Below are 23,084 nucleotides of genomic sequence, written 5' to 3'. Positions count from 1 at the left end.
TACAAAAACCGACTCTCTAAAAGTCGGTTGACTAGCTACAAACCATTTCATTCAATTGCCCTCAAGTGCTTTTAATTCTTCCGTATAGCCTTGTTCACTTTCTCCCCAACCATCTATATATTCATGCAGTTCGTTTGTTGTAATTGCCTCATCAGGTAATTGACTTTTCTCTACAAAAACAGGATCAAGGATAACTTTTTCTTTAGGCGAATCACCGTTTAATTTTTGGTACAAATATCGAACTTGAATACGACCAATATCTTTTGGATCAACGGCAGCTGTCGCTTCCCATGAACTGTTTTCTTTTTGTATCAGTTGCAGGTCTTCGTCACTCATATCAATCCCGTAGACTTTAATATCTTCTCTTCCTGCCTGCTCTAGCGCTCTGACAGCTCCTTTAGCAAACTCATCCCAAGCTGCCCAAACTGCTGTTATTTCACCTTCATTTGGATATTGTTTTAGGATTGCTTCCATTTGTGCTTGAGTATCTAATGCTGTATTATCGGTGGCAGCACCAAATGCTGCTACTTCCTTAATATCTGTATTCTCTTTTAAAAATTGTTCATAAGCTACTTGTCTTCTTTCCATCGGTGCAAATCCAGCTACCCAAATCTTAACAATATTTGCTTTCCCTCCTGCATCTGCAGCAAGCTTGGTTAATGTCAACTTCGCCATTTCTTCATCGCCTTGTTGAAGTACAGTTACATCTTTCACTGCAATATCAGCATCAAAGACCACTACAGGTATATTTTGTGCAGCCGCTTTTTCTACTCCTTGCGTTAACGCTTCCTTCGTTCCATGATCAATTAATATCCCATCAAATTTTTGATTAATCGCTGCATCTAAATTGGAAGCCATTTTTGCTAAGTCACCTTCAGAAGTAAATACTTGAACGGTTCCACCAAACTTTTCTACCTGCTCTTTTACCCCTTCAATATATTGTGCAGAAAAAGTTCCTAAATTAATTTGCATGATTAGTGCGATCTTTTTATTAGCTAACGGATGTACACTATTCTCTTTAGTTGATGCAGTTGCTTCACTACTTGAATTGCTTCCTTTTGGCTGGCAGCCTGCCAAGATTAAAATAAAAATAATAAGAAACGCTAATAGTATACGATTGTTCTTCATGCCCTAACTCCCTCTTCTGCTTTATTCAATTGTGCCAATTTGTTTCGATCAGCTTCAAAAATGCCTTTTTCAGTAATAATTGCAGTAATTAAATTAGCCGTTGTCACATCAAACGCCGGATTAAACACTTTCGTTCCTTCTGGTGTGATCTGGTTTGGCCCAATATGAGTCACCTCTTCTGCCAACCTCTCCTCAATCGGAATATCTGCCCCTGATGCGATAGAAAAGTCAAATGTCGATAATGGCGCAGCTACATAGAAAGGAATTTGAAAATAGTTTGCTAAAATAGCTAGTTGCCATGTACCGATTTTATTCGCTGTATCTCCATTGCTGGCAATACGATCGGCCCCGACTATAATCGCTTCAATCCCCTTGGTTGCTATGGTATGAGCAGCCATATTATCAGTAATGACCGTCACATCCACATTGGACTGTTGAAGCTCCCAAGCAGTTAGGCGCGCTCCCTGAAGAACCGGTCTCGTTTCACAAGCATATACTTGAAAGTCAACACCCTTCTCCTTGCCTAAATGAAACGGCGCTAGCGCTGTACCATATTTTCCCGTAGCAATCGTCCCCGCATTGCAAATCGTTAATACCTTTTTCCTTCCATTCAATAGACTTAGTGCATTTTCACCAATTTGGCGACAAATCTCCTCGTCTTCTTGATGTATTTTCTTTGCTTCTTGCTCCAAACTGATAATTGTCTCCTCTGTTGAATACAGCGTTTCTATTACTTTCATCATTCGATCCAAAGCCCAGAACAAATTAACAGCTGTCGGTCTAGAGCCCGCTAGATAAAGATAATCTTCATGAATTCTAAGATGGAAAGTTTCAATGTCGACCCCTTCGTATTTTTTTGCAGCAATCGCTAAACCATAAGCAGCAGTAATTCCAATAGCTGGCGCCCCTCTTACTTTCAACTGAATAATTGCCTCAAAGACATCTTCAATGGTTTCGAGTTCTATCCATCTTGTTTGATGGGGTAATAAGGTTTGATCAAGAATTTTCAATCTACCTTCTTGCCATTCAATTGGTGTTGGTATACTCATGATGTATACGCCTCCAGTTCCTTAAGAAGTTGCGAGATTGTTACTATGTTTTTGCGATTAATAATCAAGGATGAACCTAATTGAATCGTTGCCTTCTTCACATATAATCTAATTGAACTATCTTCTATTCCATCAAGATCCTTCACATGCGACAATCCGATTGTTCTCCGAATTAATTCACACCCTACTACTCCGATAGCATCTTTAAATACTTTAGCTAGAAAAGACTCTAGAGCGCCTGGTACTTTCGTAAAAGGATTAACAACAGAATTTTGCCAAGCTTCTGAAAAATATTGAGAAAACACATCCCATACTTCTTCTATCTGTTGAAGAATAACGATTCTATCGTTTTCGTTTCGTACAAGTACTTGGAAAATGAGATGGGCAATATATTGACCGACATCAAATCCAATCGGACCATAAAAGCCGAACTCAGGATCGATCACCTTCGTCTCACTCTTACTCGCAAATATACTCCCTGTATGTAGGTCACCATGTAGTAAGCTCTCTGCTTCTGTGAGAAAAGCATATTTTATTTTGGCTACTTCAAGTTTCAACTTGTCATTAGCCCATAGTTGCTGAACCACTTCAGCCAACTCAGCTTCAAAATCATTCGTTTCCACATCAAAAAATGGATCGGTGAATACTAAATCCTCAGTGATTTTACATAGTTCAGGATTTGAAAATTTAGCGACCAATTTCTTTTTCTCAAACGGATGAAGAGCAAAATCTGAAGTTGAAAACAATGTCTTTGCTAAGTACTCACCAATATGAGCTGATAAATTCGGATAATGATCCCCTTGAATCAATCCGTCTCTTACAATTGTCAAATGGGAAAGATCCTCCATCACAGTTAATGCTAGCTCTTCATCTGATGCTAGTACTGCTGGGAGGAGGTGAGGAACGAATTCACCATGCTTCTTAAGCACTTCTGCCTCCAGTTTTGCACGTTTAAGTGTTAGAGGCCAGCTTTCTCCGACTACTTTTGCATAAGGGAGTGCTTGCTTAATAATTACACTTTTATGATTAGAAGTAATACGGTAAACATAATTCAAATTACCATCACCAATCTCTTCCACCGTCATTTTTTCATCCGGTAAAAACAGTTTTAAACTCTTCACGTATTCACACGCTGATTCCTCTGTCAAAGCGCGATAACCTATATTATCTAAAACAGCCATATCTCTTCCCCCTTATTTCTTTATTTATCTGTGGCACAAAACAGGGGTGACTACATGAAGAGATGTAGTCGGACCTGCTTTGTCATTACAGAAACAAAAATGCCCCTTTCCTGTACAGAAAGAGGCATTCGTCATTACGATTTTGCCTCTCATCTTTCAGAATAACTTCTGAATGGAATTAGCACCGTGCCTTACATTAGGCGCAGAAATTCTCTAGCTGCGCCTCGTTTCACAACGATATTACGGTCGGTTGCTGGGTTTCATCGGGCCATATTTCCCTCCACCTGCTCTTGATAAGAGTATAAAAGATTCATTTTTTGAAATATCTTGAGCAAATACTAGCACCGATTATAAAAAAGTGTCAATCTTTTTTTTAAAACTTTTCATCTTTTTAAGGAAAAGAATTTTGTCATATAACGTAAAAAATTCTCTGTTGACAGATAAAACACCTGGTGACATAATACAATTGTGCAAAAATTTAAAACGATAATCATAAATTTTCTTATCAAGAGCAGGCGGAGGGACGAGCCCGATGAAGCCCGGCAACCGATTCTAAATGAACACGGTGCTAATTCTTGCAGCAATCATGCTGACAGATAAGGAGAAGGTTCTATCACTGCGAACTAACCCTCTTCTTATTGATTAAGAAGAGGGTTTTTTATTGTCAATGTTAATTCGAAATCATCAGGGAGGGTTCTCATATGGGAGATGTAATTGCAACTTATCAAGTATACGCAAGACCCGGTTCATTAGAGAAAAAAGCAGAGGATATCGCTTTAGGATTAACGATAGGCTCGTGGACAGCGTTACCATTACTTGAGCAAAAACAATTACTAAAACATAAAGGCAGAGTCACTGCACTACAAGAATTTTATGATGATGAACATCCCAATCGATTCGGTGAAGTAAGGTGCGAAATTAGTATCGCCTACCCTACATATAATTTCACATTTGATATTCCAGCAATCTTAACAACTGTATTTGGAAAGTTATCTCTAGATGGTGAAGTAAAATTATTAAATCTGGAATTTGATAATGAGGATCTTTCCCGTTTTCCTGGACCAAAATTCGGTATAAAAAATATAAGATCGAAACTAAATATTCAAGACCGCCCATTACTTATGAGTATATTTAAAGGCATTATCGGCAGGGATATTCACTTTTTAAGAGAACAGTTAAGAGACCAGGCTATGGGGGGCGTTGATATTGTAAAAGATGATGAAATTCTTTTTGATGTCAACATCTCTTTTGAAGACCGAATTATCGCAGGTAAAGAAATACTAGATGAAGTCTATGAAAAGACTGGAAAAAGGACACTTTATGCAGTCAATTTATCTGGGAGAACAATGGATTTAGTAGATAAAGCAAAACATGCGAGCGAATTAGGTGCGGATGCATTATTATTCAATGTTCACACTTACGGTCTAGATATGCTCCAAACACTAGCTGAAAACAATGAAGTGCAGTTACCTATCATGGCACATCCTGCATATAGTGGGGCCTATACTTCTTCAAACTTCTATGGTGTGGCTCCTGATTTATTACTCGGTAATCTTACTCGCTTAGCAGGCGCAGATTTCTCTTTATTTCCTTCTCCATATGGTTCTGTTGCCATGGAAAAAGAAAAAACCTTAGCTATCGCTAGACAGTTAACCGAAGAAAATGGCTTGAATCAGGCATTCCCGGTCCCTTCAGCAGGCATTCATCCAGGTTTAGTGCCGTTGCTTTATCATGACTTTGGCAATGATTGTATAATTAATGCTGGCGGCGGGGTCCATGGTCATCCTGAAGGAGCAGCAGCTGGCGTGAGAGCTTTTAGGCAAGCCATTGATCACGTCATACAACAAAATACTCATCGTGCAACAAAAGCGCAAGAATTAGAAGCAGCATTAGCAAAATGGGGAGGTACGTCATAAAAGATGACAAAACCAATGATTTTTTGTGATTTCGATGGAACAATTACGAATAACGACAACATTGTAAAGATTATGGAGCATTTCGGTCCTATTGAGGCAAAACAGATCAAGGAAGATATTTTAGCTCAAAATATCTCTATCCAAGAGGGTGTTAAAAATCTCTTCTCACTTTTACCAACAAGTAAAAAAGAAGAGATTATCCATTTTGTATTAAATAGTGCAGAAATTCGTGAAGGATTTTCAGCTTTTGTTAGATATACACATGAAAACGGTATCCCTCTTTATATTGTTAGTGGTGGGATTGACTTTTTTTTAGAACCAGTACTTGAACCTTATGGGCCATTTACGAAAGTATTTTGCAATCACGCAAGCTTTGCTTTAGAAACAATAGATATTCACTATCCACACCAGTGTGATGAACTATGTTCTTCACAAGGTTGCGGCTGTTGTAAACCAACCATTATTAGAAAACACTCTTCTCCTGAACACTTTAATATTCTTATTGGAGATTCGATTACAGACTTTGAAGCAGCCAAAATAGCAGATGCCGTACTTGCTAGAGATTTCTTAATTCAAAAATGTGAAGAAACTGGTATTTCTTATACACCTTTCGAAACCTTCCATGATTGCATTGAATACCTCGATGAACTAGTTGGTGCGAAATCATGACAACGTATGAAACAAAGTGGGATACATTAGCTGATATTAAAGATGAATTAGCAGCCAGAGATTGGTTTATGGGTACTAGTGGTAATTTATCCATTCGCGTAGATGAAAACAGCTTTTTAGTCACTTCAAGCGGACTTGATAAAAGAAAGAGAACAGCTAATGATTTTTTATTAGTAGACTTAGAAGGAAAGCCCCTAGAAAACACGTCATCTAAACCTTCAGCTGAGACTTTATTACATTGTGAAATTTATAAGAAAACGTCATCAGGAGCAAGTCTTCATGTTCATACAGTTGCTAATAATGTTATTTCTGAGCTTTTCTATCAAGAAGGTGTAGTATCTTTTCAGCATCAAGAGTTAATTAAAGCATTTGGACTATGGGGAGAAGATGATATACTCACCATCCCGATCATTCGCAATGATGCGGATATCCCTACATTAGCGGATCACTTTTCTGCTTACGTCAGCAAAGAGAAAGGTGCAGTCTTAATTCACAACCACGGGATTACTGTTTGGGGAGTCGATGGGTTTGAAGCGAAAAAATTATTAGAGGCTTGCGAATTTTTATTTCAATATAAATTATCTCTTATTCAATTAAAAGGAGGCGTTTTACATGGCCATTATTAAATTCAAAAACGAAGAAAAAGTGATTACTGATCAACAAGAGGTATCTACATTTTTAACTGCACAAGAAGTCATCTATGAAAATTGGAACATTGAGCAATTAGAAGTGACATTACACGAAAAATACGATTTATCTGATGATGAAAAGCAAGCCATACTAGATGCATTTTCAACTGAAATCAAAACCATTTCTGAAAAGCGCGGCTACAAAGCTGCAGATGTTATTTCACTTTCAGACAGTACGCCAAATTTAGATGAATTATTAATTAACTTTCAAAGAGAACACCATCATACCGATGATGAAGTCCGCTTCATCGTAAGTGGGCATGGAGTCTTTATTATCCAAGGAAAAGATGAATCGTTTTTTGAAGTCCATTTAGATCCAGGTGATTTAATTTCTGTACCCGTAAACACGCGCCACTATTTTACTTTATCTGATGATCGAAAAGTTGTTGCTATTCGCCTCTTTGTTACACCAGAAGGTTGGGTACCTGTTTACGAGAAAGAAAAATTGAACGCTTAATATCAGGGAGGCTCCTTCATAATCGGGGGCCTCTCCTTATTTCTCTAAATAATAGATAAAAAATTCGCTCCATTCTCCACTATCAAATGAAAATTGAGACTGTTTCTCTTCATATTTAAAACCAATAGATTCTGCTAAATGAATGGAGGCGAGGTTATCACTATCAATATGTAATTCTATTCTTTCAGGTTGTAAATATTCAAAAATAAAAGGTATGATCGTTACTACGCTTTCTTTTCCATATCCTTTTCGCCAATATTGATTGTGAATTGCATAACCAAGTAGTACTAACTCCTTGCCATTCCTCTGTGTTCGATACAATTCTATTATTCCTATATGTGCACCATCATTTTCTCTAAATATACCAAACTCAGATAATTGCCAGGCATCATCTTGCTTGCTCCATTGCTCGATTTTCTTCTTGAATTTTTCTTTAGTATAAGCAGGTAAATCTTGTGGGCGTCCTTCATCATGACGTGATTGCGATACTAAACGGTTCTTTAATCCCGCTATCCAAGCTTCGTAATCTTCATACATATACGATCGAATGACGAGACGGTTACTTTTCAACTGCATGTCTTTCGCTCCATTCTATCAGAAATTAGGACCGCCTTTTTATAAGTTATTGTGAGTAGATACTATATGTGTACAAGTACTCTTCCTCTCGTTTCTCCTTTTAAAAGCAATGGCAAGACATGCTCAACTTCACTCAATGAAACTTCTTGAAAAATAAACTGATCAAACGGAAGTTTATCACTTTCTTCCGCTAATAGTTCCCAAGCTTCTTTCCTCATCTCCATTGGACAAAAAACGGAATCAACTCCCAAGAGACTCACCCCACGTAAAATAAAAGGAAAAACCGTCGTAGGTAAATTCGTTCCAGCAGTTAAACCACTAACCGCTACGGCACCCCCATATTGAATTTGGCTTAACAAGGATGCCAATGGCTCTCCACCGACAGGATCAACCGCTGCTATCCATTTTTGCTTGCTTAATGCGCTTATCTTCCCATCATACACTTCTTCCCTTGTAATCACTGAAGAAGCTCCTAAGTTCATTAAGTAATCACGTTCATTCTTCTTTCCAGTGCTTGCAACGACCTCATAGCCACGGTTAGCTAACAAGGCAACGGCAAAACTCCCAACGCCACCAGTAGCCCCAGTAACTAACACCTTCCCACTATTTTCAGTTAGACCATTCTGTTCTAATTTTAATATGGAAAGAGCCGCTGTTAATCCAGCTGTGCCAATCGTCATTGCCTTCTTTAATGTAAGTCCTTTTGGAAGTGGCAGTACCCATTGTGCAGGTACTTGTGCATATTCACTATACCCCCCGTATCTGGATACACCAATTTCATAACTCGTAGCAATGACTTCATCACCTTTGGAAAAATCAGGATGTTGAGATGAAACAACGATGCCCGCTAAGTCAATGCCCGGTACCATTGGATAGTCTTTAACGATATTTCCATTAGGTATACTAGCTAAACTGTCCTTATAATTTACTCCGGAGTATTTTACTTGAATTAATACTTCTCCTGCAGGTAAATCCCTTACCTCAAGTTGACGCAACTGGATAGAAAAATCTTTATCATCTTTATCTACAACTATTGCTTTAAAACTCATTACTCTTCCTCCACCCTTCCCTTTAACTTCTCAAATTGGCTTCATTGACCCTATACTCATTTCTACTTCATACATGGCAATCGCTTTTATCACGGCTTCTAAATGCTTATCAACGTAAATTTGTTCCTCAACTTTTGTTTATGCGCCAGCATGAAATCTCCTTTTTCAGACATAGCAACATCCCCTCTTTTGCCGTTCTTTCACACTCATTCCCGTTCCTTAAAGCATGAAACCATTCAAATTAGTTTTATTCGTTTGTTTAAACCCTGATTCCTTGTCCTACAAGGGATTCACTCAATATTATTTTAATTCCAAAACTAATATACCGTGTACTTCTTCAATTTCACCTATTGAAGACAAATTTCACCCCACTGTTAACTTTTTTATTAGATGTCATCATTAAAGCGTCGTCTGTTCTATGCTCCATCTCCAGAAGTGCTCGATTAGTTGGGGATCACTCGCCCTTTTAGAGACATGGGCTTTTTTCTTGTCAATATAGTACTCACCTGATATCCCTTCTACATCCGGACTCGTGGCTAAATAGATGGCCGTTTCCGCCCCTTGCTCTGCTGTTTTAAAAAATGGCACCAGTAATTTTACCACTTTGCCACCAAATCCTGTTTCTCTATCCACACCTATGTTTGTTGCAACAGCTCCTGGATGAAGTGCATTCACTGTCACATTTGTGTGTGCTAATCTTTCATGTAAACCTTTCATAAATAATAAATTGGCTAGCTTCGATCTTCCATAACCTTTTGCTACATTAAAACCCTTTTTAAAAAACGGATCTGCAAAATCCATTTTCCCCCATTTATGAGCACCGGAAGATACAATGACAATTCTTGCAGTAGCCGAAGCCTTTAAAGCTGCTAATAATTGCTTGGTTAAATGGAAATGACCGAGATGGTTTACCCCTAACATCATCTCAAATCCATCAACTGTTTCTTGCCTTTTTATTGTCACTACACCTGCATTATTGATTAAAAGATCTAAATGATGATACTTACTAAAAAAGGTTGCCACAAAATCATCGATGCTTTTGATAGAACTTAAATCACAGAGCATTAAATCTACATTTTCTTTTCCTGTAATGGCTTTCACTTTTTGTAGCGCGGCTTCACCTCTTATTTTACTTCTACAGAGCATGATTACTTTTACATTTTTATTTACAAGACCGATTGTCGTTTCTAAGCCCATTCCTGAATTCGCTCCTGTTACTATCGCTACTTTAGCAACCATAGCTACCCACACCTTTCTTATTGTCGTTAAGTATAAATGGTCCAATGATATTTTTATAGTTTTCTGCTTTTATGAACTATAAAAATATAAGAATTTTCAGTATAATTTATACTGAAAGGAGTGTCATATGGAAGTCACCTCTGTTATTCTTGCGATTTCAACAATGGGTATAATCATTGTTTTCGGAGCACTAATCGCTTTAAAGATATCAATCACAGCAGAAATGAAAAATATATTAATGATGATTATTTTAAATCTAGCTGTTCCCTTTATTATATTGAATGGTGTTTTCAATACTAAAATTACGGACGTCATTTTCCAACAAGTCTTTCTCGTATTCGGGATATCCATTGTATTTAATGCTGGAGGTATTATCCTTACATTAGTTCTAGGCCGTCTTTTACACCTTAATCAGCCTAAACAATTGGCTTTACTCGCCGCCCTAGGTAATACAGGTTTCATCGGCATCCCTCTTAGTGCTACATTATTTGGGCCTCTCGGTGGATTATTAGCCGCTGTATTTGATGCAGGGTTAGATGTCGTTCTTTTTTCATTAGGTATCTACTTATTACAAAGCAATCAAAAATTCCAATTTAAACAATTAAAAGCTTTATTAAACATACCTTTATTAGCCATTAGTTTGGGGTTGTTATATGTAATCAGTGGTTGGGAAGCACCGATCATATTCAAGCAACTGGCTTCAATGCTATCTAACTTAGCTGCGCCATTAGCCATGTTATATATAGGCTTTCTGCTTCCAACTTTCTTTCAAGTTGGACGACGGTTTTACTTTCAAGGTTTATGGTTTCCTTTATTAATGAAATTGTTGATATTACCACTTTTCGGCATCATTTGTTTACGTTTTACGTCAATACAAACAGATTTAACTTTCTTATTAGTTATTTTAACAAGTATGCCTACCTTCATGCTGGCTTCAGTATTATTTTCCCGCTACACACAAGAAGAAAACGAAGCCATTATGGTAACGGTATATAGCACGTTAATTTCTATCTTAACCATTCCTTTGATTTCTTGGATAGCAAGCTTTCTTTTGTAATCATTTAATTACATTTTTTAGCCAGCCAAAAAGTTATTTTAGCTGGCTATTTCTCTTCTCATTCACCTGTCTCTAGTCCGTACATATTAAAAAGGGTAAAATCTTAATCGATTAAAAAAATGCGTTGGATTTATCTTCTTCTTATCAACTCAAAAATCCTAGATAATCATTCTTCTGGTGTTAAGAGTAGTCTCTTCCCTTCAGGCTCCCCTAAAGTAGTCTTATGATAATCTCCCTCTACCCAATCCGCCATTTGATTTTGATACCAGTCACTCGATACATGCCCAGATTGACCTGGACCGACGATATGATAAGCCTGCATTGGATTGTTCATATCCATAACAAATCGCCATGATGCTCCGTGATTCACCGTCCCATCATTTTTAAATGCAGCTGCCTTAACAGTGACAGCACTTCCTCCTGTTGCCATACTACCTTGATAATTAAATAAATAATTTAAAGGAGCTACGCTAGATAACGGGTGTGTGAAGGAAACTTGGTGATAATCTCCCCAGTTCCAATTTGCCATATCGCCGCCTTCATCTTCCTGTATTTGTGAAAGTGTTTCCGTTAACGATACAACTAATAATTCATTAATGCCCCCTACATCCTTCACCCATGGCCCCGGGTTACCTGCAAATGCATTACGCAGAAGCTGATCAACAGCCGATCTTTTACCACCAAATAATTCTAACGTTTCTTTTGGAATCTGCTCTTCAAATAATGCTTCTCCTATTTCAACCATCCAGCGATTAAAAATATAAGGAGCAGCAAGATCTTGATGATCTTTATAGTCCCATTTCGATAAGATGTCAAGGGCTGATTGGATGTTCTCACCTTTTTCGTTTGCTAATTGCTTAAGCATCACAGGCACAAATTCTTCTGCCTGAAGGTTCTTTTCATCCATTTGTAGTTCCATCATATTTTCTGCAGTTAATTTATTGCTTCCACTTAATACTTCTTGAATACGCATTTGTCTATATGGTTGCGCCCAATTGTGACTGATATGATAACGGTAATCATCTCCTACCACCTTATTATTGGCTGTAGAAATAAAACCTTCTTCCGGATTGACGATAGTTGGTAATTCGTCATAAGGAATCGCACCTTCCCAAGCATACTCATCTGTCCATCCCGGTACAGGTAATAGGCCATTTCCTTTTTTCCTGATAGGAATTTTTCCATTCGCCTTATAAGCAATATTTCCTTCTCGATCTGTAAAAACAAAATTTTGTGCTGGTGCTTCAAAAGCTGCTAATGCCTCTTCGAATTCTTTCCAATTTTCAGCGTGATTCATATTTAAAATCGCCTCTAGTTCTGTCGTTGCCTCTAATGCTGTCCACTGTAATGAAAGTGCCGTTTCACTAGTAGCAGCATCGGCGGCAAACTCTGAAATAATAGGCCCATGTCTTGTCTCTATGACTTCATAATCAATTGTTTCACTATCCTTTACCTTTATAGGCTCAGCTATCACTTGAGCCTTCTCCCATTTGTCGTTATAAAGAAACAAGTGAGGATCTTCTGGATTTCTTTTTTCAATATAAAGATCTTGCACATCAGGACCAGTATTAGTCACACCCCATGCGATGTTTTCGTTATGTCCTAAAATAATTCCAGGGACTCCGGCAAATATCACTCCACCTACATTCACTTCATCAGACTGTAAGTGCATTTGATACCATACAGAAGGAGTCGCCAACCCTAAATGGGGATCATCTGCTAAAAGACTTTTGCCAGTTGCCGTTTTATCTCCGCTTACCACCCAATTGTTACTCCCATTGAATTCATGTGGGATAACAGCTTGAGCAAAGGCGGTTGAAAAATCTAATTGTTCTTTAGTAATAATAGTTGGTGCCTCTTCTGGATAGGTCGGAAATAAATCATACGCTTTTTCTTCAGGAAATGTTTGCAACAGATACTGTCTAAAAGCTTGATCTTTCCAATGTCCGCCCAAATCAAAGGCCATATACTTACCAATTGTTAATGAGTCAATTGGTTTCCATGCTTCCGGTTTATAGCCAAGTATCGTAAATTCTATTGGCCACTTTCCAGTGGTATGTAATTCCTCTATATAGGCATTTACTCCGTCTGCAAATGCATTTAATACCCGCATCCCCTCATCTGAATATTCAGCTACTGATTCTTCTGCTGCTCTTCTTAAGCCCAAGGTACGGAAATACTTATCTGTATCTACTGTCGATTCACCAATTACTTCACTTAATCTCCCAGATGCCTGCCGCCTACTTAAGTCCATTTGAAATAGACGATCTTGCGCTTGTACATATCCTTGGGAAAAGTAAAGGTCATACTCATTCGTTGCTTCTATATGAGGAACACCCATTTCATCTCGGACCACCTCAACAGCTTGTTGTAACCCTTTCAGTTGAATATCACCATTAACTTGAGGTAACGGGCGATTCAAGAAATAATAAGCGCCAATGATTACAAGTAGAATGAGCCCAAGAAGACTCCCTCCCATCCATAGTAGCAAGCGCTTCCATCTTACATTTTTCTTTGCCTCAGTTTTAATTTCCATCTCTCATCCTCCACCCACTTTCTATCTTTAATAAGATTCTAGAAGTAAATCCTTTTTCCTACTCTATTCATAAAGAAAAGAACAAATTCTTTTAAATAGAATTTGTTCTTGCATCAATGGTAGCTCATCACTTATATTCTCTTTTCAACAAACCATAAATAACTGTGTCAACATAATAATGATAGAGCCATTCGCCATCTCTAATCGTTCCTTCATATACAAAACCAAGCTTTTCAGGTATACGACGACTTTTACTATTTTTAACTGCAGCATGAATTTCTACTTTATTTAAATTAAGCTGAGTAAATCCGTAGGAAATCATCGCTTGCACAGCTTTTGTCATCACACCTTTACCTTCTGCCTGCTGTGAAAGCCAATACCCGATTGTACCTATCCGATTGGCATGATTCAACTTATTATAGCCAATGATGCCGATTAACTTTCCGTTTTCTCTAATACCAACGGTTAAGCCAGTATTTCGATCCATTTGTTCAACTGTATGGTCAATAAACGCTTTTGAATCTTGAACAGATTTTGTTCCATCTACCCATGGAAGCCATTCGCGTAAGTATGTACGATTCTCATTAATAAGCGCAAATAGTTCATCCGCCTCTTCATACATAAAACCCTTCAATTCTAGCTCGTTGTTAATCTTTAACCTTATCATTATCGTTCCTCACCTGATTTCAACATTATTGTGAAAGATAGATGCCCATTTCCTCATTCATCCAATGGAGTGCTTGTTGTTTTAATTTATATTTAGATGTTTCAGTATCGACTAGTTTTGCTGTTTTTAAAATTTTTAAATGGTGATGAGCTGTTGTTTTCCCAAGTGCTAACCGCTCCGTTATTTCTTGTAAACTACATTCGCCTTCAGAAAGTAATTTCACCATTCTCATTCTTGTTTCATCGCCTAATGCCTTGTATCTAAGAACTAATGATGGATTAACTGCATAGGGCTTCGTATCTCTTATACTCTCATCCGATACTGAGTAATAGAATACTTTTGTTTCTTCTATATCAGCTTCAATATTCCACGGCCTGTATGTATATTGGGGAATGAGCATCACATTCTTTACACTTGGTTCGGGATGATAAATGATGCCTCCTGTCGCCCATTCTACTAATTCTTCAGCTGTCATCTTTTTATACATAGACTCTTTTAGCTTTTTATCTTTTTCGAGAATGTTTCGTAGCTGCTTTTCTTCTGGTTTGATAATTGCTTCATACCAGCCTGTCATTACTGTAACCAAATGCCTTTTCAAAAAATCTGCATCTGAAGAGCTAATATATTCAACATATTTTGGAAAGAAAGAATTATTTTCCGTTACTTCCTGCATATCTTTTATCGCTGTTTCATCTGTTGTTGAAGCATCACACCTTAATTGTTGGAAATCCGATCCGATATAAGGTAAACATATAAAGCGTAACGTTCTATCTGATAAATGATTAATATAATCAACAAACATATGTAAACTATCAAATTCTTTTTGATGTAATAATTGTAGCAATGCCTTCCATGTATTGTGCTTTTGGACGATATCTAGTTCATTTAGGAGCTCGTTTGATAATTTTTTTTTAATATTATCCCATTCCTCCATCGGCTTTTCCATATGTGAAATTAAACGCGTATTTGTCACGGCTGCGATTCCGAGGGCACACTCCCATAATAACGATGACTCTATCTTCACTTCATATGTTTCTCTTGCACGAATGGTATGTCTAATCAGTTCCATTTTCATGTGACACCCCTTTTCTATTTCTATATTTATACATTTTATCGATTCCATCTTTATAATTCAATATTTTTAGAATATTGCTTTAATAATAATGGTAATTTACCATACCAAAAGAACTAGTTAATGTATAAAAAAGCATCTCAACATGTAAATAGTAACCTTTTCACAAACGATTACACCTTTCTAAAGAACGATTAATAAGGTACTTTCCTTACCCTTTGCAATATCAAATCAGGTGATTCAACTGTTTCAAACCCAAATCTTTCGTACAACGAATGGGCATCCTTTGTTGCCAACATAAATTTACGAATATCATGTAAATCTGGATGCCAAATGATTGTTTCGACCAACCATTTCGAAAGGCCTTTTCCTCTGTATTGAGGTAAAATAAAAACATCACATAGATAAGCAAATGTAGATAAATCTGTGACTGCTCTTGCAAACCCTACTTGCTCAAAATCACCGTCGATCCTACCTCTATACAGCCCAAAAACTAGCCTACTTTCATCAATCGATTTCATCACGACTTCTCTAGGAATATTGATTGACCAATACGCTTCATTATGTAAAAACTGATAAATTAACTCTCTATCTAAATATGATTTATTAAGAGAAATCGTAAATTCTCCCCATTTTTTATCCTTCATTCATTTCTCACCTTTATGCTTAGTCGTAATATGAGCAAGGTGATGGCGCCCATGCCATGCATACATTCCAATTGCTTTCCCAATGGAAATTTGTCCCGATTCAGGATGAACAAACGTGCGCTCCCAATCATGAATAGACAAACTTTTTAGCACAACAGTCCAACGCAAATGAACAGTTTCTATCATACTTAAAGACACTTCAATTGGTAGATGATAGTCTTCTAAACGTGCCCATTGATCTTGTTGATAATCCTTGATCATCGGATTTTCTTCTGTTAACGCTAACTTTACCCTTAAATAAGCATTTAAATGGCTATCTGCTAAATGGTGAATGAGCTGCCGCACTGTCCATCCCCCTGTTCTATAGGGTATATTTAGTTCATCTTCAGTAAGCTCTTCTACAACTTTACGGAGTAGGCGCGGAAATTTCTCTATTTCCATTATCCAAGTATTAATCTTGTTCTCATTAATTTCCTTTTCACATACAGAAAATTCGCCTATTGGATATTGAATACTCATTGCTTCCTTACCTCCTATTCATCTATTTATTTTGTTAACTCTCGTGTAAAGCACCTAATTTTAAAAATTCTAAAAATTCATCCACCGTTAAAAAAGCTGAATCTGGTATCACCTTAAATTCAGTTGTCTTACCATCAGGTAGCCAATGCACACCCGCTGTATAAATATTCGCCTTTAACCCTGCTTCGATATCACAATTGCTATCCCCTAAAAAAATCACCTCGGATGCCGGTACATCTAACATGGATAAGGCTAGAGTGATACCTTCTGGATCAGGTTCTGCTTGCACTACATCATCTCCCGTAACTATACAGTCAAAAATGGTTGTCATATGCAGACATTCTAAAGAAATCTGCAGACTTCTTCTCCCTTTCCCCGTAACGATCGCCAGCTTAATTCCTTCCTCTTTCAAATAAGACAATAAATGGTCAATTTCTCTATTATTATCTACTAGCCTTGAATGGTTGTTCTTATAAACATTATAATAATATTCTATTGCGTCTAATTTCTGATTGCTTATTAAATGCTCTTCTATAATCTTCTTTTCAGAATTTCCTAACCACTCTTTTGCTTCTTTCACAGCTAATTCTCGCTGATCAAATTTAAGAAACACTTCTTGCAATGAATAAATGCACAGTGGCAATGTATTAGCTAATGTACCGTCAAAATCAAATAAAACCGCTTGTATCGTCATCACCCTCTTCATAGGAATATAAATTCTTAGTTCCTTGTCATATATGTTTTCTTTTTGCCTTCTTAAAGATCAATAATGAGAATATCAAACCGATGATGAATCCACCCAACGCCACTAATAAAGAGATGCTTAATGAATCATTCATAAAATAAGACGCCCAGAAAGCTAATACTGCCAGTGCAAATGGATGTGTCCAGTTCATTGTCCCTCTCCTCTTTTTTGTATCTTAAACATAAAAACGATAGTCATTCGTTTAAATATTCTTGTGACCATAACCTTTTATTCCACTTATTTTAATGTATTTACCCATAAAGAGGATCGTACCTAACCTTCCTTATGGCAAAATTGTTTTAAAAGATGAAAAAAAGAGAGGTTGATTCCCATTAATTAAAGTATTTAACATAAATTCTTGTTCATTTGACATTTTTCCTGCAAAAAGGATAAACAGAACAGATGTTTTATTGTAGAATAGAAAAAGACAACTTAGAAAAAGGTGGAATTAAAGTGAATGGTACCGCTCATGCGAGTATTGGTGCTGTTGCAGGTTTTGTGACCGCAAATACACTCCAAGCAACGCCATCGGCCACATTAGCGCTTATTGGTATTGGCACAATATCTGCACTTTTACCAGATCTAGATATCGATGGTAAACTGAGAAATAAAATCACCCTCTCTCACAAATTTATTAAAGCAACTGCGCAAATGATTGGATTGTTAATTATTTTTTATAGTTTTTATGAAGCTACAGCCTTAGATCAATGGGTAAGCATGGGGATTGGACTTGCGATGTTTCTTTTATCTTCCTATATAAAGCAGCGACATATGCTTATCATTACTGGGATAGGAGTCATTGTGTGCGGAATATTATTACGAGAAGTTTGGCTTATGCTCATGGGCTGCTATATTCTTATAGCATCATTTGTCCCACACAGGAGTTACACTCATTCTATTTTAGGTGTAGTATTCTTTCATTTTATTGCTGATTTTTTTCAATTATCGACGGGCATAAATGGAGCTTATATTGCTTGTATGACGGGATATATTAGTCATCTTGCGCTTGACTCCAAACTCCTTCCTTTTAATCGTAGGGGTATTAAATTATTTCTTCCTATCTCCCAAAAAGAATTTTAAAGAACCGAAAATGGTTCTTTTTTTATTTTTCGGGTATAGAGATAATGGAGGCGATTTAAAATGACACTCGTATTAACCATACTTATCTATCCAACTATTGTATTAGCCGCTTCTATTCTTGTGGCTTGGAAAAAACGGAATATGTATCTCGTTCCTTTATTAACAGCAATTATCTTTACTTTACTCTCCTTTACAATCTATAATGGAACCTTTATGATTTGGACAGTATTGTACACAGTTCTTGCAATTTTAACTTCCTTTACAACAAAGTATTTTAATAAACCAACTGCTTAAAAAAAACAGAAGAACACCTTCTGTTTTTTTTTTGTAGATTGACCGTGTCTTTTAACAACTAAACCACAATATATGTTATTAAAATGAAATGTATGCCTATTTTTTTGATTACCAATCAATCAGATTAATCTAGAAATCTTTTTCGAATTTCCGGTGAGGGTAAACGGCAACTTTCCTTTTTACCAAACCACTTATATCTCCGCTTAGCAATAAATTGATACATCTTATCTCTGATTGGTTTTGGAATGATACGGAAGACAGCTATTAGTTTCCACATTCCCCTTAATTGTTGCAATACTTTAATTGCAGCAGTTGATTGATCATAGGCACGATCATCTTCTATATATATAAAACTATCAGTTGCAGGATCTATTTCATGTTTTCTTAATAGAGATTGCCCGTTTTCACCTTGTAAGGAGGCAAAATAAAAATCACCCTGATGGTCCCTCTTCAATATAAACTGCACACTCTGATCACAAAAATTGCATTCCCCATCGAATAATATAATTTTACTCAAAATGATCGCCTCCTTTTCTTGCAAGTATAACAGGCTGACTATCAAACGAATAAGAATCTGTTCGAGTGGACTTTTTTCACCATAGTGTTTTTGCTTTTTCTAGCCCCTCTAGACTAATTGGGTAGCGCTGCATTTGTGGTGGACAAATCGAATTGTATTTTTTAATTTTTTCATTAATGGTGGCAATATCTTGTTTACTTTGTGCTTGATGTACAAGCACTGCGATTTCCTTTTGAAGTGTTAACCATGGAGGTAAGTAACCAGCATCCTTGGCAACTTTTTGGAAGTTTTGAAAAATATCCCTCTGTAGATAGCCTTTAGGAAGTGGTTTACCTTGTCCTGGCAGTGGCGTAGATTTTTTGCTTTTTAACATATCACCAATTAAATCATTACGTTCATCCAAAAATAACACACCCCTTGTGTTTTTTCTTTCAAAACCAATATATAAGTGATTACTAGTTTCTTCTGATTTACTTCATATCAAATAAATACTATGTTATCATGCAAAACTGGCGCCATTTTTCCCACTCTTGGTCAGTGAGTTCCACACCAGTTAGTTTAAGCGCGGCAATTGCAAAAGCAGCAAAGGATGTTCCTTTAGCCGTAATTATGCGATTACTTACTTCAATTGGTTGTCCTGTATAGAAGCTTGATTCAAAGAGTGATTGATACTTATCATAAGTATGTGCTAAACAAGTGAATTGCTCACCAGACAATATACCTGCTTTTCCGAGAATTAATGCCGATGCACAGATAGATGCAATCGGAATACGTGAATGGAATGCTGATTGAATTTGCTGAATTAACCATTTATTATTCAGTAGCTCGTTATCAATTCCATCACCACCGGGGATTAAAATAAAATGGTAATCATTTATATTCAGATTTTCTAATGAGACATCAATTGCTGTTTTTAAACCACCAATACTTGTGACTGGCGATCCATCAACCGTTGTAGTAACAATTTCCATTTTTGCGACTTTTCGAAGTAAAAATAAACTATGACTAATTTCAAAATCAGCGTATGCCGGGAATAATATGACCAATGCTTTCATAAGCTATCCCCTCTCTAGCCTCATATGTAGTAGGTCTTGAAATTGTTCAATTATTTGATCTTTGTCTATCACTTCTCCAAAACCATAACTCGCATACACAAAAGGTATTCCGGCATATTTTGCAGCTTCTCTATCTCCATCTGTATCGCCAATATAAATGGGAGACTGTAGATTGTTTCTCTTTATAATGAGTTGTATATTTTCCCCTTTAGATAATCCAGTTCTTCCTGGGTTTTCAAAGTCCTGAAAATATTTTTCCAATCCATGTGCCTCGTAGAACGCTTCAATATATCCTTCTTGGCAATTACTTACGATGAACAATTGATAGGTCTTAGCCAACTCTGACAAGGTTTCCTCTACTTTTGGGTATAGTGTCCCTCCATAGTTCCGGATATGTTCTAGTTCCTCTTTGCTAAGATCTTCTAATAACGATTCTCTTTTCTCCTTACTTAAATAAGGGAACAGTCTTTCCATAATTTCATGCATTCTTAGCCCCATTGTTGCTTTTAAATCTGCTACTGTTAATTCTTTCTTCACTTCTGCATCTTCTCGAATAACGATATTCCATGAATCAGCAACTGTTTTTCTAGAATCCCATAACGTGCCATCTAAATCAAAAATAAGGCTATCTACCATCATTTCTTCCTACCTCTCTAAGTAGTAATAAAGTCGATTGTTCATTTCCTTTGTTAAATAACGATACTGATTGATATTGGTATCCTCAAATGCTTCCAGTCTATTAGAAATAACAGGCTTATAATCAATGGCAGGATCGAATTGGCTAACTGTAAAATCTATATAGTTATCTCCTATTTTATTGTAGAAATGCCACATCTCGCCGATCAATGTTTTCACAATTTCTCCACCTAAATATTCTTGAACAACTAAGGCTGTGACACCACATTGTCCTAAAGCAGGATTCTCCATCTTCCATTTTGTGCTCGTTTCAATCCCCCATGACTCTACCAGTGCTAATCCTAAGTAAGATATATCCATAATGACCTCTCTATATTGATTCATTCTTTATTCTAACACTACTCAACAATCCATATCCATTCATATCCAACCTCTATTTATATAAAGCAAGCTTAAGAAAACATGTCACTAAATTCAATATAAAGAAGGAATTTACTCTTTTCAAAATAAAAAGCCATTCTTTATGAACGGCTTAAAAGAACAGCATATCCTACTCTACAACAAGTTCCATTTTATAAATTTCTTCTAAGGTTTTACCTTTCGCTCTACGTAAAACTTCTATTCTTGCATGTAACTGCTTCAGCATAAAAGCTCTGCTATCTGCTAATTTCACCCCAAATGGGTTAACTTCTTCAGGCATTTGATTAATTGCCTCGGCAATTGGCATGAGATGATGAAGTTTATTCATAATATAATCAAACATAGAGTCATCTTCAGTAATAAGACGTTGTAGCAAAAAAGTGCCGAAGCCAATATGTCTCGACTCATCTCTTTTAATATAAGATATCCCTTCAAGTAAGCCTGGTAATTTTTTTAAGTCTTGTAGGTTTTCATAGAAATTCCAATACCCTGTTTCCGCCAATATACCCTCAACAAACATATTGTATACAACTGCTGCATCAGCTATTGTTTGTGGATTCTGATCTACCAATAGCTTTTCCATCGTTTGCGGAAGGATCTCATCAAACACATTTAAATATGCTTCAGAATGATAATTATTATCTCTTTCTATACCTACTTCTTTTAAAAACAAATGAAAGAAATCTGTATGTTTTGCTTCCTCAAAAAGAAAGGTCGTTAAATACATTTCTTCTTCAAATTGACCTTGTTTTGATATCGCATAAATCAGCGGCAGAATATCTTTAGTTACAGCCTCTTCAGCGCTATAGAACAAAGCAACTAGTCTGAGTATCGAATCCTGTTGTTCTTTTGATAAAGTATGCCAATCTTTCTTATCTTGACTAAAGTCAATGTCACGAGGGTCCCACACACCAAATTTCTTTGCCTTTTCGTACAATTTAAACGGGAGAGATTCACGATTAATACCACGCTTACTTTTCGATACATAACTCCTCCTCATTTATACTCCTCCTTAGAAATGATTGATATCTTTTTCTTATAAGAGATATTACACTATTAACAATTATCTCCTTTTATAAAAAGACTTTTTTAAAAAAATAGGAGATATAGAGGAGAGAATAGCTATGAAAATCGAATCATTAGTAGTTGAAGACTGGGAATCAGTAAAAGAGATCTACCAACAAGGGATAGATAGCGGCTTAGCTACTTTCGAGCAGGAAACACCAAACTGGCATAACTGGCATGAGAAACATTTACCTTATGCTCGTTTAGTTGCTAAAGATGGACAGCAAGTGGTTGGCTGGGCTGCCCTCACTCCTTATTCGAATAGAGAGGTATATAAGGGCGTTGCGGAAATAAGTATTTATATTCTCAATGGATATCAAGGAACAGGGATTGGCTCAATATTATTATCAAATTTAATCATTGAAAGTGAGAAGCATGGAATCTGGACATTGCAAGCCTGTATCTTTCCACAAAACCATGCAAGTCTCTCTTTACATAAAAAACACGGATTTCGCCAAGTAGGAATCCGTGAGAAAATCGCCAAGCATGTAAACGGATGGAGAGATGTGATTCTTTTAGAAAGAAGAAAGAAAGATAAGTGAAGTTCGACTACTTATGGAAAAAAAATAAATTATACAGAATCCTTCTGTCGATCTAGCTCCTTTTAAAAACCTCAAGCTATCGATATACATTTTATTTATGCCATAGCATCCTCTACTTTGCTTGTAATCTTGGCATATAAACACGACTTGTGCATGTTCTCTGCCTGTCTTTTGCGCGTTTACATAATTTGCGCACAGTTCTCTGCCTTTTTCTTTTGAATTGTGCGCGTGTACACTACTTGCGCGCAATTCTCTGCCTTTTTCTTTTGTCTTGTGCGC

The 23,084-nt window shown here is 36.7% G+C and carries 27 protein-coding genes and 2 riboswitches; of the genes, 8 read left to right on the top strand and 19 right to left on the bottom strand.

What is annotated here, in order from left to right; genetic code table 11:
* Positions 1-51: 51 nt before the first annotated feature.
* From MKY26_RS00135 to mtnK, 3 genes are read right to left on the bottom strand one after another with little or no spacing between them, the layout of a single operon-like run.
* Complete coding sequence (locus MKY26_RS00135) at positions 52-1,128, bottom strand: sugar ABC transporter substrate-binding protein (RefSeq protein ID WP_095370200.1); 1,077 nt, start codon at positions 1,126-1,128, stop codon at positions 52-54.
* Entirely contained in the window at positions 1,125-2,177 is a 1,053-nt protein-coding gene (mtnA, locus tag MKY26_RS00130; RefSeq protein WP_095370201.1) for an S-methyl-5-thioribose-1-phosphate isomerase, read from the bottom strand. The genes MKY26_RS00135 and mtnA overlap by 4 nt, the downstream gene beginning before the upstream one ends.
* The gene (mtnK, locus tag MKY26_RS00125; RefSeq protein WP_307319298.1) at positions 2,174-3,358 is read right to left on the bottom strand and encodes an S-methyl-5-thioribose kinase; all 1,185 of its coding nucleotides are present in this window, start codon (positions 3,356-3,358) and stop codon (positions 2,174-2,176) included. Before mtnK ends, mtnA begins: the two co-directional genes overlap by 4 nt.
* Before the next feature lie 146 nt (positions 3,359-3,504).
* A riboswitch (SAM riboswitch) is annotated at positions 3,505-3,658 on the bottom strand.
* Between the two features lie 199 nt (positions 3,659-3,857).
* Positions 3,858-3,961, top strand: a riboswitch (SAM riboswitch).
* 98 nt (positions 3,962-4,059) lie between these two features.
* Between mtnK and MKY26_RS00120 the strand changes: the two genes are divergently transcribed.
* From MKY26_RS00120 to MKY26_RS00105, 4 genes are read left to right on the top strand one after another with little or no spacing between them, the layout of a single operon-like run.
* The gene (locus tag MKY26_RS00120) at positions 4,060-5,274 is read left to right on the top strand and encodes a 2,3-diketo-5-methylthiopentyl-1-phosphate enolase (protein ID WP_095370203.1); all 1,215 of its coding nucleotides are present in this window, start codon (positions 4,060-4,062) and stop codon (positions 5,272-5,274) included.
* A 3-nt stretch (positions 5,275-5,277) separates the two neighbouring features.
* Positions 5,278-5,943: a 2-hydroxy-3-keto-5-methylthiopentenyl-1-phosphate phosphatase gene (locus MKY26_RS00115; RefSeq protein ID WP_307319301.1), complete on the top strand. Its 666-nt coding sequence runs from the start codon at positions 5,278-5,280 to the stop codon at positions 5,941-5,943.
* Positions 5,940-6,569, top strand: coding sequence for a methylthioribulose 1-phosphate dehydratase (locus tag MKY26_RS00110; RefSeq protein ID WP_095370205.1), 630 nt, complete (start codon positions 5,940-5,942; stop codon positions 6,567-6,569). The genes MKY26_RS00115 and MKY26_RS00110 overlap by 4 nt, the downstream gene beginning before the upstream one ends.
* Positions 6,556-7,089 carry a 1,2-dihydroxy-3-keto-5-methylthiopentene dioxygenase gene (locus MKY26_RS00105; protein ID WP_307319305.1) on the top strand — a complete coding sequence of 178 codons (534 nt, stop codon included), beginning with the start codon at positions 6,556-6,558 and terminating at the stop codon, positions 7,087-7,089. The genes MKY26_RS00110 and MKY26_RS00105 overlap by 14 nt, the downstream gene beginning before the upstream one ends.
* A gap of 36 nt (positions 7,090-7,125) precedes the next feature.
* On the opposite strand, the gene MKY26_RS00100 is transcribed toward MKY26_RS00105, so the two are convergent.
* The 3 genes from MKY26_RS00100 to MKY26_RS00090 all read right to left on the bottom strand — a co-directional run bounded on the left by MKY26_RS00100 (position 7,126) and on the right by MKY26_RS00090 (position 9,953).
* The gene (locus tag MKY26_RS00100; RefSeq protein WP_341091769.1) at positions 7,126-7,665 is read right to left on the bottom strand and encodes a GNAT family N-acetyltransferase; all 540 of its coding nucleotides are present in this window, start codon (positions 7,663-7,665) and stop codon (positions 7,126-7,128) included.
* A gap of 62 nt (positions 7,666-7,727) precedes the next feature.
* Complete coding sequence (locus MKY26_RS00095) at positions 7,728-8,714, bottom strand: acrylyl-CoA reductase family protein (protein WP_095370208.1); 987 nt, start codon at positions 8,712-8,714, stop codon at positions 7,728-7,730.
* 399 nt (positions 8,715-9,113) lie between these two features.
* A complete protein-coding gene (locus MKY26_RS00090; RefSeq protein ID WP_307319312.1) occupies positions 9,114-9,953 on the bottom strand; it encodes an SDR family oxidoreductase in 840 nt (279 codons plus the stop codon).
* A gap of 127 nt (positions 9,954-10,080) precedes the next feature.
* Between MKY26_RS00090 and MKY26_RS00085 the strand changes: the two genes are divergently transcribed.
* A complete protein-coding gene (locus MKY26_RS00085; protein WP_095370209.1) occupies positions 10,081-11,010 on the top strand; it encodes an AEC family transporter in 930 nt (309 codons plus the stop codon).
* A 166-nt stretch (positions 11,011-11,176) separates the two neighbouring features.
* Here MKY26_RS00085 and MKY26_RS00080 read toward each other — a convergent pair whose 3' ends face one another.
* From MKY26_RS00080 to MKY26_RS00050, 7 genes are all read right to left on the bottom strand, one after another.
* Positions 11,177-13,546, bottom strand: a complete 2,370-nt coding sequence (locus MKY26_RS00080) for a penicillin acylase family protein (protein WP_341091767.1) — start codon at positions 13,544-13,546, stop codon at positions 11,177-11,179.
* A 127-nt stretch (positions 13,547-13,673) separates the two neighbouring features.
* Positions 13,674-14,213: a GNAT family N-acetyltransferase gene (locus MKY26_RS00075; protein WP_095370211.1), complete on the bottom strand. Its 540-nt coding sequence runs from the start codon at positions 14,211-14,213 to the stop codon at positions 13,674-13,676.
* 25 nt (positions 14,214-14,238) lie between these two features.
* Positions 14,239-15,282, bottom strand: coding sequence for an ArsR/SmtB family transcription factor (locus tag MKY26_RS00070; protein ID WP_095373511.1), 1,044 nt, complete (start codon positions 15,280-15,282; stop codon positions 14,239-14,241).
* A 197-nt stretch (positions 15,283-15,479) separates the two neighbouring features.
* On the bottom strand, positions 15,480-15,932 hold the full coding sequence (locus tag MKY26_RS00065) for a GNAT family N-acetyltransferase (RefSeq protein WP_095370212.1): 453 nt from the start codon (positions 15,930-15,932) through the stop codon (positions 15,480-15,482).
* Entirely contained in the window at positions 15,933-16,451 is a 519-nt protein-coding gene (locus MKY26_RS00060) for a YfiT family bacillithiol transferase (protein WP_341091763.1), read from the bottom strand.
* A 34-nt stretch (positions 16,452-16,485) separates the two neighbouring features.
* Entirely contained in the window at positions 16,486-17,145 is a 660-nt protein-coding gene (locus tag MKY26_RS00055) for an HAD family hydrolase (RefSeq protein ID WP_095370214.1), read from the bottom strand.
* A 37-nt stretch (positions 17,146-17,182) separates the two neighbouring features.
* On the bottom strand, positions 17,183-17,347 hold the full coding sequence (locus MKY26_RS00050) for a hypothetical protein (protein ID WP_157733768.1): 165 nt from the start codon (positions 17,345-17,347) through the stop codon (positions 17,183-17,185).
* 302 nt (positions 17,348-17,649) lie between these two features.
* On the opposite strand from MKY26_RS00050, the gene MKY26_RS00045 reads away from it, so the two are divergent.
* Positions 17,650-18,276, top strand: a complete 627-nt coding sequence (locus tag MKY26_RS00045; RefSeq protein WP_095370215.1) for a metal-dependent hydrolase — start codon at positions 17,650-17,652, stop codon at positions 18,274-18,276.
* Between the two features lie 60 nt (positions 18,277-18,336).
* The gene (locus MKY26_RS00040; protein ID WP_095370216.1) at positions 18,337-18,570 is read left to right on the top strand and encodes a DUF2651 family protein; all 234 of its coding nucleotides are present in this window, start codon (positions 18,337-18,339) and stop codon (positions 18,568-18,570) included.
* Between the two features lie 124 nt (positions 18,571-18,694).
* Here the strand turns inward: MKY26_RS00040 and MKY26_RS00035 are convergent, their stop codons facing one another.
* The 6 genes from MKY26_RS00035 to MKY26_RS00010 all read right to left on the bottom strand — a co-directional run bounded on the left by MKY26_RS00035 (position 18,695) and on the right by MKY26_RS00010 (position 22,198).
* Positions 18,695-19,087 carry a thiol-disulfide oxidoreductase DCC family protein gene (locus tag MKY26_RS00035; RefSeq protein ID WP_328199601.1) on the bottom strand — a complete coding sequence of 131 codons (393 nt, stop codon included), beginning with the start codon at positions 19,085-19,087 and terminating at the stop codon, positions 18,695-18,697.
* Positions 19,088-19,163: 76 nt separating this feature from the next.
* A complete protein-coding gene (locus tag MKY26_RS00030) occupies positions 19,164-19,490 on the bottom strand; it encodes a DnaJ family domain-containing protein (RefSeq protein WP_095370218.1) in 327 nt (108 codons plus the stop codon).
* An 88-nt stretch (positions 19,491-19,578) separates the two neighbouring features.
* Positions 19,579-20,142, bottom strand: a complete 564-nt coding sequence (locus MKY26_RS00025) for a DJ-1/PfpI family protein (RefSeq protein WP_095370219.1) — start codon at positions 20,140-20,142, stop codon at positions 19,579-19,581.
* Positions 20,143-20,145: 3 nt separating this feature from the next.
* Complete coding sequence (locus tag MKY26_RS00020) at positions 20,146-20,781, bottom strand: HAD family hydrolase (RefSeq protein ID WP_340978156.1); 636 nt, start codon at positions 20,779-20,781, stop codon at positions 20,146-20,148.
* 6 nt (positions 20,782-20,787) lie between these two features.
* Positions 20,788-21,138 (bottom strand): YunG family protein, encoded by a 351-nt coding sequence (locus MKY26_RS00015; protein WP_095370221.1) that lies wholly within the window; start codon positions 21,136-21,138, stop codon positions 20,788-20,790.
* A 190-nt stretch (positions 21,139-21,328) separates the two neighbouring features.
* The gene (locus tag MKY26_RS00010) at positions 21,329-22,198 is read right to left on the bottom strand and encodes a R2-like ligand-binding oxidase (protein WP_341091754.1); all 870 of its coding nucleotides are present in this window, start codon (positions 22,196-22,198) and stop codon (positions 21,329-21,331) included.
* A 124-nt stretch (positions 22,199-22,322) separates the two neighbouring features.
* Between MKY26_RS00010 and MKY26_RS00005 the strand changes: the two genes are divergently transcribed.
* Positions 22,323-22,805: a GNAT family N-acetyltransferase gene (locus MKY26_RS00005; RefSeq protein ID WP_341091751.1), complete on the top strand. Its 483-nt coding sequence runs from the start codon at positions 22,323-22,325 to the stop codon at positions 22,803-22,805.
* Positions 22,806-23,084 lie beyond the last annotated feature (279 nt).

Origin of the sequence: Cytobacillus sp. FSL R7-0680 (assembly GCF_038009245.1) — a bacterium.
Classification (GTDB): Bacteria; Bacillota; Bacilli; order Bacillales; family Cytobacillaceae; genus Cytobacillus; species Cytobacillus kochii.
This window is presented reverse-complemented; position numbering and strand designations above follow the sequence as displayed.